The following is a 13,879-nucleotide window of genomic DNA, read 5'->3' as shown; positions in this document are numbered from 1 at the left end:
TTAGCCTAGAGATATTTCAACGCGGACATGGATGCCGCTTCTGTGACAGGGAGATGAACATGGACAGTCTTTTGCACGGTTCGCCGGTAGTGGTGATTGCATTCTGGGTTGCGGTGCTGACCATCACGATGTCCTGTCTGCTGCTGGCCGGGGTCGTGCTGCTGAGGATGCGCGCATTGCGGCGGGAAAGGCGCGATTTCCGCGAGCGCGAGCACTGGATGCAGGTACTGAAACAGGAGCTGGCCGGCGCCTCCCCGCCGTTGCGCCGGTTCGACGCGCGCCAGGCGCACGGGTTCATCGAGGCGTGGAACACGATCCATGAATCGCTGCCCGAGGCCGATTCGCGCCGGCTGGCGGCGCTGGGCGAGCGGGTCGGACTGGTCGAGACCGCGCGCCGGCAACTCGATGGACGCTACCACGACCGCGCGATGGCGATCATCGCCCTCGGCCACCTGCGCGACCCGCGGCTGTTCGACGAGCTGTCCGGCTTCCTCGAGAACCCCAGCCCGATCGTGTCACTGTGCGCCGCGCGCGCGCTGGCGCAGATCGACCCGCCGCGGGCGATGGCGCTGTTCGTGCCGATGATCGCTTCGCGCGAGGACTGGTTCCCGGGCAGCGTGGCGCGGATCCTCACCGACAACCACGACGGCAGCGCGGCGCGCGAGCTGTCCAGCGTGCTGCTGCGCGCCAACACCGACACGGCCGCTACCCTGGTGCGCCTGCTGGCGCGCATCGCCCCCGCGCAGGCGGCCGGGGTGGTGCGGCAGCTGCTCGACGCGCAGGTGGACGACCACGTCATCTCGGTATGCCTGCAGCTGCTCAATGACCCGCAGGACCGCGAGCGGGCCAGGCGCTTCCTCGATTCGCCGCGCTGGCACGTACGCATGCACGCGGCCGCGGCGCTCGGACGCATGGGCGAGCCGGGCGACCGCGGCCTGCTGGAACCGCTGCTGTCGGACAGTGTCTGGTGGGTGCGCTACCGCACCGCGCAGGCGTTGCTGGCGCTGCCCGGCGCGGGCCAGCAGGCGCTGCTGCAGATCAAGGAGCGGCTGGCCGACGCCTATGGCCGCGACATCATCGACCACGTGCTGTCCGAGCACCGCCTGGGGATCAAGGCATGAACACCTACTGGCAGATGGTCCTCGATCATTTCTACCAGGTGCCGTGGGTGCACCTGATGGTTTCGCTGCAATGGTTCTTCATGGCCTATTTCGTGGCCATCAACCTGGCGTACCTGGTGCTGAACTACATCTCGGCGTACCAGATCGTGCGCTACATGCGCGAGCACCGCGCCAACTACCTGCCGGAGGCGCTGCGCGAGTACCAGCCGCCGGTGAGCGTGCTGCTGCCGGCGCACAACGAGGAAAAATCGGTGGTGTCCTCGGTGCGCTCGCTGCTCAAGACCTGCTACCCGGACTACGAGATCGTGGTGATCAACGACGGCTCCACCGACGGTACCCGCGAGGCGCTGATCGATGCGTTCGGCCTGGTGATGGTGCCCGAGGCCTACCGCGCGCGGCTGAAGACCGAGGCGGTGAAGGGCGTCTACGCGTCGCCGACCCATCCGCGCGTGCGCATGGTGGACAAGGCCAACGGCGGCAAGGCCGATGCGATCAACGCCGGTATCAACTGCGCGCGCTATCCGCTGTTCTGCGTGATGGATGCCGACAGCATCCTGCAGCCGGAGAGCCTGTCGCGGGTGGTGCGGCCGTTCCTCGAGGACCGCCGGGTGGTGGCCAGCGGTGGCGTGGTGCGCGTGCTCAACGGCTGCACCGTCAGCGACGGGCAGCTGTCGCGGATCGGCCTGCCCGACCGCTGGCTGCCCAGTTTCCAGCTGGTCGAGTACCTGCGCGCGTTCCTGTTCGGGCGCGTGGGCTGGTCGCCGATGAACGCACTGCTGATCATCTCCGGCGCGTTCGGGGTGTTCTACAAGGAGCGCGTGGTCGCGGTCGGCGGCTACCGCGCCGACACCGTGGGCGAGGACATGGACCTGGTGGTGCGCATGCACCGCAGCCTGCGCAGGGAAGGCCGCGACTACCGCATCGTGTTCGTGCCCGACCCGGTGTGCTGGACCGAGGTGCCGGCCGACCTGAAGTCGCTGCGCAGCCAGCGCATGCGCTGGCAGTACGGCCTGGCCGAAAGCCTGTGGTCGAACCTGTCGCTGATGTTCAACCGCCGCGGCGGCGTCGTCGGCTGGATCGCCTTCCCGTTCATGCTGCTGTTCGAGTTCTTCGGGCCGGCGATCGAGGTCATCGGCTACGTGGCGATGATCTCGCTGGCCATCCTCGGCCTGGTGCCGCTGGATGTGTTCCTGGTGTTCCTGGTCGCGGCGGTGGGCATGGGCGTGCTGCTGTCGGTCAACGCCATGCTGCTGGAGGAGCTGTCCTTCGGCCTGTATGCGCGCCCGCGCCAGCAACTGCGGCTGTTCGTGGTGGCGGTGCTGGAGAACTTCGGCTACCGCCAGATCAACTCGCTGTGGCGCCTGGCCGGCACCGTCAACTGGCTGCTGCGGCCGCGCAAGCGCCATGGCTGGGGCCGCATCCAGCGCGACGGCTCCTGGCAGCAGCTGCCGGAAGACGACCTGCCGCCGGCCGCGGTGCCGGCAGCCCCCCTCCGCCCGGACCGTGGCGGACCCACCCCGTGACCAACAGGAATATTCCCGTGGCCGAGTCATCGCGTTTCCAATCCCCCCACCGGTCGCTGGCAAAGGGCCTGGCATTGGCGTTGGCCGTCATGGCCGGCCCGGCGCTGGCGCAGGACGGCGCGCCGGACAGCCTCACCGCGCAGATGGCGCAGATCCGCGGCCTGGCCACCGGCGGGCAGCGCGCCGAGGCGATCGAGCGCTACACCGCGCTGCTGGCCGAACACCCCGGCAACGGCGACCTGCTGCTGGCGCGCGGCCGCACCTATGCCTGGGACGGCCAGTACGCGGCCGCCGAGGCGGACCTGGGCACCGTGGTACGCACCAGCCCCGGCTACGCCGACGCGTGGTCGGCACTGGGCGACCTGTACCGCTGGAGCGACCGCCCGCAGCAGGCCGTGGACGCCTACGCGCGCTGGGTGGAACTGGCGCCGCAGGACCCGCAGGCGCGGATCGCGCGTGGCCGTGCGCTGCGCGACGCCGGCCAGCCCGCGGCGGCGCGCGCCGACTTCGATGCCGCGCTGGCGATGGGCGCGGATCCGGCCGAGGTCGATTCGCTGCGGCAGAGCCTGCTGCCGCGCACAGCCAACCCCGACGCGATGATCGCCGGCGGCTACAGGTGGGGTGCCAATGCCGGTTGGGACCACACCGGCTTCAGTGGCGGGCGGCAGAGCTGGAACGACGCCAACCTGACGCTGCGCCGCTACTTCGAGCGTGGTTCGCTGGGCCTGGAACTGCTGCGCGCCGACCATTTCGGCCGCAACGACACCGCCTGGGCGCTGGATGGCTACGTGCCGTTGTGGACCCGCGCCTACGCCAACCTGCGCTACCAGCAGGGGCCGTCGGCCGGCGTGCTGCCGAAGCAGGCCTGGCGCGCCGAGGTGTTCCAGGGCGTGGGCAGTGGCTGGGAGCTGTCGGCCAGCGTCGACCACCTGCGCTTCTCCGGCAACACCGAGTTCTACGGCATCGGCGTGGGCCGCTACGTCGGCAACTGGTATGGCCGCTACAAACTGCAGCACGTGCCGGGCGTGGGCTCGGGCAGCTGGAGCCACCGGGTGCTGCTGCGCAACTACTACCGCGGCGATGCGGACGACTACTGGGAGGTGAACGCCGGCACCGGCCGCAGCACCGACATGGACCGTTTCGGCACCGTGGTGCGCAACAGCAATGCCGCGGTCGGTGTTGCCTGGATGCATTATTTCGCGCCGCACTGGGGCCTCAAGCTCGGCGCCGGCTATGCCGACGACGACGGTGGCTTTGCCGAGAAGCGGCTGTCGCTGTCGGTCTATTCGCGCTGGTGACGGGAGTGCATCGATGAACACCGGACGCCAGGGCAGTGCGTACCCGCGGTTCTCCTCCGGCTTCCGGGCGCTGCTGCTGGCGCAGTGCGTACTGGTCGCGGCCAGCGTGATCGGCGGCAGCGCCGGCATGGCGTGGAGCAGCGAGGAAAAGTGGACGGTCGCCGGGGTCGCGCTGGCGCAGGCGCTGCTGGTGCTGTTGCGCACGGTGCCGGTACTGCTGCTGCTGTCGCTGCCGCTGCTGGCGCTGCGGCGGCCGCTGCTGCGCGCGGTGGCGGTGGCCGTGCCCTGGTCGCTGCTGATCATCGTGCAGGGCATGCTCGACCAGTACTACCAGGTGGCGCGCGTGCCGCTGGGCGCGGACCTGTTCGGCTACAGCCTGGCCGAAATACGCACCGCGCTTGGCGACGGGGCGCCGCTGGATGCCGGCACCGTGCTGGCCATCGGCCTGCCGCTGCTGGCGCTGTGGGCCGGGCTGTGGTGGTGGGTGCGGCGCGATGCGCGTGGCTCGGTGCTGTGGACCACGCTGCTGCTGGTGGCCGGGTTGCTGGCCTGGCTGGTACCGCTGCCGGCCGGCGCCGCGGCACTGAAGGACGAACCGGCGCGCGGACTGGCCAGCAACAAGCTGGCCTGGTTCGGCGCCGACGTATGGCGCTGGCAGGACAGTGCCGCGCCTGCCGCGGCCGGCGGCGCGGGCGCGGCCGCCGACCCCGGCGAGCCGGCGCTGGATCCGCACTACCCGTTCCTGCACGACGAACGCACGCCGGACACGCTCGGTCCCTGGTTCTCGCCCACTGCCGACGGCCGCCCGCCGAACGTGGTGGTCATCGTGGTGGAGGGGCTGGGGCGCTCGTTCTCCGGCCCGGAGGCCACGCTGGGCAGCTTCACCCCGTTCCTCGACGAGCTGGCGACGCGCAGCCTGTACTTCGACAATTTCCTGGCCAACCAGGGCCGTACCTTCGGCGTGCTGCCCAGCCTGCTGGGCTCGGCGCCGTTCGCCGACCAGGGGTTCACCGCGCTGGGCGACCGCATGCCGCCGCATCCGGGCCTGTTCAGCGTGCTCGGCCAGCAGGGCTACCACACCGCCTTCTACAACGGCACCGACACCGGCTTCGACAACGAGAGCGGTTACATGCGCCTGCAGCAGGTGCAGACGCTGGTGGACATGAACTCCTTCGGTCCGGGCTACGCGCGCAACCCGTTCAGTACCTGGGGCTACCCGGACAAGGAGCTGGTGTCGCGGGTGCTGGCCGACAGTGGCCGCCTGCAGCCGCCGTTCCTGCTGGCGATGCAGACCATCACCATGCACACCAGCTACCGCTTCCCCGGCCAGGACGCCTACCGCGCGCAGTTCGCCCAGCGCCTGGCCCAGCTGCGGATTCCCGAGGCGCAGCTGCCGTCCTACCAGGCGCAGGCGGACATCTACAGCAGCATCCTCTACACCGACGACCAGCTGCGCCGCTACTTCGACGAAGTGGCCAAGGCGCCGTGGTATGCCAACACCGTGTTCCTGATCACCGGCGACCATCGCCTGCCGGAAATCCCGATGGGCGAGCACGTCGATCGCTACCACGTGCCGCTGATCATCTTCTCGCCGCTGCTCAAGCGCGCCGCGCGCATCCGCGCGGTTTCGTCGCAGCTGGACGTGACGCCGTCGCTGCTGGCCCTGTTGTCGAACACCTATGGGCTGAAGCGACCGGCGCGGACGCCGTGGCTCGGCACCGGCCTGGACATGGCCGACACGTTCCGCAACATCCACGCGCTGCCGCTGAAGCAGACCAAGACCAGCACGGTGGAGTACCTGGCCGACCGCTGGTGGCTGTACGACGGCAAGCTGTACCAGCTGCAGGAGGGCATGCACCTGGCCGAAGTCGATGATGCGTCGCTGCTGGCGTGGGCCAATGCGCGCCTGCAGCGCTACACGCAGGCCAATGCGATCTTCATGCAACAGCAGGCGCTGGACCCGGACGCGGCCAGACCGGCGCTGGTGGCCTACCAGGCCGCGCCGCAGATACAGGTGCAGGCACCGGCGGGCCCGGCCATGGCCGGGCTGTCCATGGAATCGGCGCAGGTGGTGCCGGCCGGCAACGGCCTGCGCCTGTCGATGGTGTTCGGCAATGGCGACGGCGCACCCAGCCGCACGTTCGTGCCGTTGGCGGTGCTGACCGCCGCCGACGGCAGCGAACTGCACGAAGTGTACGGCCAGGCGCTGGCCTTGCCCGCGGGCGGACGGCAGCAGGTGCAACTGCAGCTGCCGCGGCCCGACGCCTGCAGCGCGCGCTGCTATGTCTCCGTGTTTCCGTCCGATCCGGACACCGGCAAGGCCATCGGGCAGGGGCGCTATCGCCTGCCGGTGGACGCGGTCAACGCAACGGGAACCTCGCCGTGACACACCTGCGCATCAGTCTGGGCCTGCTGTTGGTTCTGTGCGTCCTGCCGCTGGCGGCATCCGCCGGCGCCAGCCGCGCGATCTGGACCTGGGAGGCGGAGTCCTATGCGATGGTCGAGGATCCGGCCGTGGCCGAGGAGGCGGTGGCCTACCTCAAGTCGCAGCATATCGACACGGTGTACCTGTACGCCGACGCCTACCGCGGCCGCAACCTCATCGTCGACCAGCCGCAGCTGTACCGTGCCTTCATCGAGCGCCTGCACGGGCAGCGCATGAAGGTGTACGCGCTGCTGGGCTCGGCCTACCTCAACACCGAGAACTACGTGCTGCCGGCCTACCGCGCCGAGGCCGAGGCCATGTTCCGGCGGGTGGTCGAGTACAACGCCGCGGCGCCGGTGGCGGCGCGCTTCGACGGCGTCAACCTCGACATCGAGCCGCACATCCTCGACGAATGGAACGACCAAACCCGCGAGCGCCTGCTGGTCGGCTTCCTGGACATGAGCGACGCGCTGATGCGGATCAAACGCGCGTCCGGCGCCCAGTTGCAGGTGGGCCCGGCCATCCCGTTCTGGCTGGACGGCATCACCCTGGAATGGAAGGGCACGCTGCGCCCGGTCAGCGAGCATGCCATCGACATTTACGACTATGTCGCGCTGATGGACTACCGCGACAAGGCCGAGGGTCGCGACAGCATCCTCTCGCACGCGGCCGAGGAGATCGCCTACGCCAACCGCGTCGGCAAGCAGGTGGTGATCGGGCTGGAGGTGTCCTCCAACGACATCAACAAGGTCACCTTCCACGAGGAAGGCCCGAGGGTGTTCGAGCGCGAGGTGCGCAAGGTCGAGCAGGCGCTGGGCGCCGAACCGTCGTTCGCCGGCTTCGCCATCCACCACTACCGCGCCTACCGGCGCTGGGCCGCCCGCGACTGGCCCGACCTGTAGCCCGCGCGGCCGCCGTGCCCCCTCGCGGCGGCCGGCGACGCGCTTACAATGCGCCGATGGTCAGTGAAGCCCTCCAGGTCTCGGCGCGGCTGGCGATTCCGGAAGCGGAGATCGTCGAGCGCTTCGTGCGCGCCAGTGGCGCCGGCGGGCAGAACGTGAACAAGGTGTCCAGCGCGGTCGAGCTGCGTTTCGACGTGGCCGGCTCGCCGTCGCTGCCGGAGCCGCTGCGCGCGCGCCTGCTGGCGCGGCGCGACCGGCGGCTCACCGAGGGCGGCGTGCTGGTGATCGACGCGCAGCGCTTCCGTACCCAGGAGCGCAACCGCGCCGATGCGCGCGAGCGCCTGGCGGAGTTCATCCGCGCCGGGATGGTGGTCCCCAAGGCGCGGGTCGCGACCAAGCCCACCCACGGCTCCAGGATGCGCCGGCTGGAACAGAAGAAGGAGCGCGCGCAGGTCAAGCGCGGCCGCTCGCAACGCAACTGGGAGTAACGCTTGGACAACCCTTCCTCGCCGGCCCGGGGGCCGGTGGTTCCGCCCGTTCCCGCGAACGTGCCGCACGTGGGCGGCAGCGGCTTCGTGCGCTGGCTCGGGCGCACGGTCCTGCGCCTGGGCGGCTGGCGCGTGGTCGGGCCGATCCCCGACCTGCGCAAGGCCGTGGTCATCGCCGCGCCGCATTCGTCCAACTGGGACGGCCTGTGGGGCCTGGCGGCGAAGATGGCGCTGGGCATCGAGGCGCGCATCCTCGGCAAGGACAAACTGTTCTGGTGGCCGCTGGGCACGGTGCTGCGGCGGCTGGGCGTGGTGCCGCTGGACCGCAGTTCGCCGCAGGGCACGGTGGGGCAGGCGGTGGCGATGATCCAGGGCAGCGAACGCATCTGGTTCGCGCTGGCGCCGGAAGGCACGCGCAAGCCGGTGAAGGAATGGAAGAGCGGCTTCATCCGCATCGCGCGCATGGCGCAGGTGCCGATCGTGCCGGCGTACTTCCACTACCCGGACAAGGTCATCGGCTTCGGCCCGCCGTTCCATACCAGCGGCGACGACAACGCGGACATGGTGGCGGTGCGCCACTGGTACCGGCCGTGGATCGGCCGCAACCGCGGCACGGTGTAGGCCATGGGCATCGCACTGATCTGGCTGCGCGACGACCTGCGCCTGGATGACCACCCGGCGCTGCGTGCGGCGCTGGACCGCGGCCTGCGGCCGCTGCCGGTCTACATCCACGCCCCGCAAGAGGAAGGCGACTGGGCGCCCGGCGCGGCGTCGCGCGCGTGGCGCCGGCGCGCCCTGGCGGCGCTCGCCGAAGAACTGCAGCGGCGCGGTTCGCGGCTGCTGCTGGCGCGCGGGCCGACGCTCGCCACCCTGCAGGCGCTGGCCGCGCGCACCGGTGCCGAGGCGGTGCTGTGGACGCGCCGCTACGAGCCGGCCATCGAGCAGCGCGACGCGCACATCAAGCGCAGCCTGCGCCAGGCCGGCCTGCACGCGGAAAGCTTCAACGGCGCGCTGCTGTTCGAGCCGTGGGAACTGGCCACCCGCCAGGGCGACCCGTACCGGGTGTTCACTCCGTTCTGGAAATCGGCGCGCGCGCAGTGGCGGCCGCTGTCGACCTGGGATGCGCCGGCACGGCTGCCGTCGGCGGACGTCCCCGGCCTGCCCCCCGGCGAGCGCCTGGACGACCTGCTGCCGGCGCCGGTGCCGGCCTGGGATACGGGCTTCTGGGAGCACTTCACCCCCGGCGAGGCCGGTGCCCGCGCGGCCATGCAGGCGTTCCTCGACGGTGCCGTGCACGGCTACGCGCAGCGCCGTGATTTCGCCGCCGAGGCCGGTACCTCGCGGCTCTCGCCGCACCTGCACCATGGCGAGCTGTCGATACGCCGGATCGCCGCGGCGGTGCTGGATGCCGGCGATGCCATCGCCGAACCGGACCGCGACCGCTTCCTCGCCGAGCTGGGCTGGCGCGAGTTCGCCCACCACGTGCTGCACCACTACCCGCGGGTGCCGGAGCACAACCTCGACCCGCGCTTCGACGATTTCCCGTGGGCGGCGGCCGACGAGCCGCGGCTGGAGGCGTGGCGGCGCGGGCGCACCGGGGTGCCGATCGTCGATGCAGGCATGCGCGAGCTGTGGCATACCGGCTGGATGCACAACCGCGTGCGCATGGTGGTGGCCAGCTGGCTGACCAAGCACCTGCGCCAGCACTGGCTGCACGGCGCGCGCTGGTTCTGGGACACGCTGCTGGATGCCAACCTGGCCAACAACACCCAGGGCTGGCAGTGGACCGCCGGCACCGGCGCCGACGCCGCACCGTATTTCCGCGTGTTCAACCCGGTCAGCCAGGCGCGCCGGTTCGACCCGGAGGGCGCCTATGTCGCGCGCTGGGTGCCGGAACTGGCGCGGCTGCCGCTGCCGGCGCGGTTCGCGCCCTGGGAGCACCCGGAGCTGGCCCGGCGGCTGGCGCCGGGCTACCCGGCGCGGCCGCAGGTGGACCTGGCCGCGGGCCGCGCCGATGCACTGGCCGCCTTCGCCGCGCTGCGCGGCGGGCGGGCGGGCTGAGCAGCCGGCAGCGGCGGCACACCCAGGCGCCACCACCGGCACATGCCAGCGCGCGGCCGACGGAGTAGGGTGCGTGATCGCACGCATCCCCGTTCCGCAGGAGCACATCACATGTCGCGTACCCTCACCCTGGCCGCCGCCATCAGCCTCGCGCTGGCGGCCTGTTCCGGCAAGGAGTCTACTGCCCCCGTGACCGCCGAAACCGCTACCGCCGCGCATCCCGCCGCCACGTCGACCAACCCGTTCATGAGCGCCAGCACGCTGCCGTTCCAGGCGCCGGCGTTCGACCGCATCAAGGACAGCGACTACCTGCCGGCGTTCGAGGAAGGCATGCGCCAGCAGCTGGCCGAGATCGCCCGGATCACCGCCAACGCCGAGCCGGCCACGTTCGACAACACCCTGCTGCCGCTGGAGAAGTCCGGCGCCATCCTCGACCGCACCAGCCGCGTGTTCTTCGGCGTGGTGCAGGCCGACACCAATCCGGAACGGCAGAAGATCCAGGAACAGGTGATCCCGAAGCTGGCCGCGCACAGCGACGCCATCCACCTGGACCCCAGGCTGTTCGCGCGGGTGAAGGCGGTCTATGACGCGCGCGCCGGCGCCGGGCTGGATCCGGAGCAGCTGCGCGTGGTCGAGGAAACCTACAAGGGCTTCGTCAAGGCCGGCGCCCAGCTCAACGACGCCGACAAAGAAACGCTCAAGCAGTACAACGCCGAGGAAGCCACGCTCGCCAACGACTTCCACAACAAGCTGGTCGCGGCCACCGCCGCCGGCGCGGTGGTGGTCGACGACAAGGCGAAACTGGCCGGCCTGTCCGACGGCGACATCGCCGCCGCCGGGGAGGCGGCCAAGGGCCGCAAGCTCGACGGCAAGTGGGTGCTGGCGCTGCAGAACACCACCCAGCAGCCGGTGCTGGCCTCGCTGCGCGACGGTGACCTGCGGGCCCGGGTGCTGCAGGCGTCGGAGACCCGCACCGAGCAGGGCGACGGCAACGACACCCGCGCGATCATCCAGCGCCTGGCGCAGCTGCGCGCGGCCAAGGCGAAACTGCTGGGCTTCCCCAACTATGCCGCCTACAACCTCGGCGACCAGATGGCGCAGACCCCGGCCAACGCGCTGAAACTGCTGACCGACACCGTGCCGGCGGCCACCGCCAAGGCGCGCGGTGAACTGGCCGAGATCCAGAAGGTCATCGACGCCCAGAACGGCGGCTTCAAGGCCGCGGCCTCGGACTGGGATTTCTACGCCGAGCAGGTACGCAAGGCCCGCTACGACCTGGACGAGGCGCAGATCAAGCCGTACTTCGAACTGGACAACGTGCTGCAGAACGGCGTGTTCTTCGCCGCCAACCAGCTCTATGGGCTGACCTTCAAGGAACGCAAGGACATCCCGGTCTACCACCCGGACGTGCGCGTGTTCGAGGTCACCGATGCCAACGGCCAGCCGCTGGCGCTGTTCTACGCCGACTTCTACAAGCGCGACAGCAAGTCCGGTGGCGCGTGGATGGACGTGTTCGTCGAGCAGGACGGCCTGGCCGGTACCCGCCCGGTGGTCTACAACGTGTGCAACTTCACCAAGCCCGCCGCCGGGCAGCCGGCGCTGCTGAGCTGGGATGACGTCACCACGATGTTCCATGAGTTCGGCCATGCCCTGCACGGCATGTTCTCCAATACGAAGTACCCGAGCGTGGCCGGTACCGCGGTGCCGCGCGATTTCGTCGAGTTCCCGTCGCAGTTCAACGAGCACTGGGCGTCGGACCCGAAGGTGTTCGCCAACTACGCCAAGCACTACCAGAGCGGGGAGCCGATGCCGCAGGCGCTGGTGGACCGGATCGCCAGGGCCAGGACCTTCAACCAGGGCTACGCCACCACCGAGTACCTGGCCGCGGCGCTGCTCGACCTGGCCTGGCACACGCAGGGCGCCGATGCCCCGCGGCAGGACGTGGATGCGTTCGAGGCCGCGGCCCTGAAGCAGTACCGCGTCGACCTGCCGCAGGTACCGCCGCGTTACCGCAGCAGCTACTTCGACCACATATGGGGCGGCGGCTATTCGGCCGGCTACTACGCCTACTTCTGGGCGGAGATGATCGACCATGACGCTTTCGAGTGGTTCAAGGAGCACGGCGGCCTGACCCGCGAGAACGGCCAGGTGTTCCGCGACCGGATCCTGTCCATCGGCAATACCCGCGACCTGGCCACCGCCTACCGCGAGTTCCGCGGCAAGGATCCGAGCGTTGAGCCGTTGCTGAAGCACCGCGGGCTGAAGTAAGCGCTCGATCCGGCGTCCGCCGGCTGCACGAACGGCAGGGGCGACCCTGCCGTTCGTGCCTGTGCCGCCGGCGGCGCGCTCACAGGCGCACCAGCAGCAACAGGCGTACCTGCGCCGGCAGCGCGTCGTGCCGGCGCGCCGCCAACCCGCAGATGTGCTGCAGCAGCGCCTGCGGATCGTCGCCCGGCAGATCGCCGGCGCCAACGCTGACGCCGATCTGGCCCCACCAGCGGGGGTGACCGTCGGCGATGATCTCGTAGCCGGCCGCGTAGTGGCGGGTGCCGCCGTCAGGTGCCGACATGCACCCGCTCACCGGCGTCGTTGCAGGCCAGGTGCTCCAATGCCACCTCCAGCGCCAGCACGTAGCTCTGCGCGCCGCACCCGTGGGCGACCGCAAGGCGGTGGCCCGCGTTTTCCGGCAGCTGCGCTGGGTTGGCATCGGCGGCGGTGTCATGTACTTCGACATAGGCGTTGCGCAGGCGCGGCAACAGCCGCCGCAGCCGCTCGCTTGAGACGCAGGTACCGGGCGCCAGCAGCACGACGTCGGCCGGGTCGTGGTCGGCAACGCACAGGGCCTCGATGAGTTCCTGTTCGGAGCGGCAGTCGCGCAGGGCCAGCGTGGTGTCGGCCTCGAGCGCACGGCTGACCACCGACTGCAGCACCGCGGCGGGCAGCGGGGCGGGCATGTGGGGCGCGTTGCCGGGCAGGTCGGGCCCGCGCAGCAGGAAGACCGACTGCGGCCTGTGGGCCGGCGCGGGGGTGGGGTGCAGGCAGGGACGAGGCATGATGGCTGGATGTCAGGCGCGGGAAGCGCGGTGACGCCACGATGCGCCGCCGGCGCGTAAAACCGCCATGCAGCCAGGCCGCTGGCGGCGTAAACAATGCGTAGCTTCGGGAACTTGCCGGTCGCCGCCGGGGTCGCATGCGGCAGTATCCGGAGGGAGCGCGCCATGCATGTCGATTCGTCCGCCCGTCCCGGCCACGTGCCACGGAGGCCGTGGCAGTGGCTGCGCAGGGAGGCGCCGCCGCTGGCGCTGATGCTGCTGTTGCTGTGCGCCGCGCGCGACACGCTGGCCAATCACTACCAGGTGCCCAGCGGCTCGATGCAGCCCACGCTGCAGCCCGGTGACCGGGTCATGGTGGACATGCGCGCGTACGGGCTGCGCCTGCCGTTCACCGGACTGCGCCTGCTCGATACCGGCCACCCGCGGCGCGGCGACGTCGCCGTGTTCGACTCGCCGGTCGATGGCACGCGGCTGATCAAGCGCGTGGTGGCGGTGGCGGGCGACCGGGTGGAACTGCACGACGGCTACCTGCGCATCAACGGCCAGCGGCTGAGCCGCGTGCCGCGCCAGGAGCGCTTCGGCGAGCGGCAGGTGACGCTGGACCTGGCGGCCGGCGGAGGCCCCGACATCGACGGCATCCTCATCCCCGCCGGCAAGCTGCTGGTGCTCGGCGATCACCGCGGCAACAGCCTCGATGGCCGCTTCTTCGGCCTGGTGGATGCCGACGCGGTGTACGGCAGGGCGCGGGCGGTGTACTGGCGGCGGGGCAGCGGCCCGGCCTGGCGGCCGCTGTAGCAGGTACCGACGCGTTTCTGCGTCAGGATTGGTCTGTCCAATACATGCGCGCTGCCATGATCTAATGCGTTCTTCGCGGGGCCTGTCCCTGCCGTGCGGGCCGGAACCGGCAGTTATGGATCATTTGGTAATACCAATCGTGACCGCGGCGGGCCGGCAAGGCAGCGCCGGCCGCGTGCGACCGGAGTGGACATGAAGCATTCGCCACACTTC

12 protein-coding genes are annotated in these 13,879 nt (G+C 70.5%); 10 read left to right on the top strand and 2 right to left on the bottom strand.

Annotated features, from left to right (window positions below; all coding sequences use genetic code 11):
- Window positions 1-59 precede the first annotated feature (59 nt).
- The 9 genes from ACJ7VY_RS15340 (at window position 60) to dcp (ending at window position 12,086) form a co-directional block, all read left to right on the top strand.
- Window positions 60-1,121 (top strand): HEAT repeat domain-containing protein, encoded by a 1,062-nt coding sequence (locus tag ACJ7VY_RS15340; RefSeq protein WP_409475989.1) that lies wholly within the window; start codon window positions 60-62, stop codon window positions 1,119-1,121.
- Complete coding sequence (locus ACJ7VY_RS15335; RefSeq protein WP_409475988.1) at window positions 1,118-2,644, top strand: glycosyltransferase family 2 protein; 1,527 nt, start codon at window positions 1,118-1,120, stop codon at window positions 2,642-2,644. The genes ACJ7VY_RS15340 and ACJ7VY_RS15335 overlap by 4 nt, the downstream gene beginning before the upstream one ends.
- Before the next feature lie 17 nt (window positions 2,645-2,661).
- A complete protein-coding gene (locus tag ACJ7VY_RS15330; protein WP_409475987.1) occupies window positions 2,662-3,942 on the top strand; it encodes a YaiO family outer membrane beta-barrel protein in 1,281 nt (426 codons plus the stop codon).
- 13 nt (window positions 3,943-3,955) lie between these two features.
- Window positions 3,956-6,328, top strand: a complete 2,373-nt coding sequence (locus ACJ7VY_RS15325; RefSeq protein WP_409475986.1) for an LTA synthase family protein — start codon at window positions 3,956-3,958, stop codon at window positions 6,326-6,328.
- A complete protein-coding gene (locus ACJ7VY_RS15320) occupies window positions 6,325-7,269 on the top strand; it encodes a hypothetical protein (RefSeq protein ID WP_313248085.1) in 945 nt (314 codons plus the stop codon). The genes ACJ7VY_RS15325 and ACJ7VY_RS15320 overlap by 4 nt, the downstream gene beginning before the upstream one ends.
- Window positions 7,270-7,325: 56 nt before the next feature.
- Complete coding sequence (arfB, locus tag ACJ7VY_RS15315; protein ID WP_161614492.1) at window positions 7,326-7,757, top strand: alternative ribosome rescue aminoacyl-tRNA hydrolase ArfB; 432 nt, start codon at window positions 7,326-7,328, stop codon at window positions 7,755-7,757.
- A gap of 36 nt (window positions 7,758-7,793) precedes the next feature.
- Window positions 7,794-8,378, top strand: coding sequence for a lysophospholipid acyltransferase family protein (locus ACJ7VY_RS15310; protein ID WP_233996395.1), 585 nt, complete (start codon window positions 7,794-7,796; stop codon window positions 8,376-8,378).
- Window positions 8,379-8,381: 3 nt separating this feature from the next.
- Window positions 8,382-9,818: a cryptochrome/photolyase family protein gene (locus ACJ7VY_RS15305; protein ID WP_409475985.1), complete on the top strand. Its 1,437-nt coding sequence runs from the start codon at window positions 8,382-8,384 to the stop codon at window positions 9,816-9,818.
- A gap of 111 nt (window positions 9,819-9,929) precedes the next feature.
- Window positions 9,930-12,086, top strand: a complete 2,157-nt coding sequence (gene dcp, locus ACJ7VY_RS15300; RefSeq protein WP_409475984.1) for a peptidyl-dipeptidase Dcp — start codon at window positions 9,930-9,932, stop codon at window positions 12,084-12,086.
- A 79-nt stretch (window positions 12,087-12,165) separates the two neighbouring features.
- On the opposite strand, the gene ACJ7VY_RS15295 is transcribed toward dcp, so the two are convergent.
- Window positions 12,166-12,387: a hypothetical protein gene (locus ACJ7VY_RS15295; RefSeq protein WP_240212484.1), complete on the bottom strand. Its 222-nt coding sequence runs from the start codon at window positions 12,385-12,387 to the stop codon at window positions 12,166-12,168.
- Window positions 12,374-12,772 carry a 3-dehydroquinate dehydratase gene (locus ACJ7VY_RS15290; RefSeq protein WP_409475983.1) on the bottom strand — a complete coding sequence of 133 codons (399 nt, stop codon included), beginning with the start codon at window positions 12,770-12,772 and terminating at the stop codon, window positions 12,374-12,376. Before ACJ7VY_RS15290 ends, ACJ7VY_RS15295 begins: the two co-directional genes overlap by 14 nt.
- A 264-nt stretch (window positions 12,773-13,036) precedes the next feature.
- Here ACJ7VY_RS15290 and lepB point away from each other — a divergent pair, with 264 nt between their 5' ends.
- Entirely contained in the window at window positions 13,037-13,666 is a 630-nt protein-coding gene (gene lepB / locus ACJ7VY_RS15285) for a signal peptidase I (RefSeq protein ID WP_104939854.1), read from the top strand.
- Window positions 13,667-13,879: the final 213 nt, after the last annotated feature.

It is taken from the genome of Stenotrophomonas sp. Y-13 (assembly GCF_046267925.1).
In the GTDB taxonomy this organism is placed as follows: domain Bacteria; phylum Pseudomonadota; class Gammaproteobacteria; order Xanthomonadales; family Xanthomonadaceae; genus Stenotrophomonas; species Stenotrophomonas acidaminiphila_A.
Note: the sequence above shows the minus strand (reverse complement) of the source record. Positions and strands in the feature narration are given on the sequence as shown.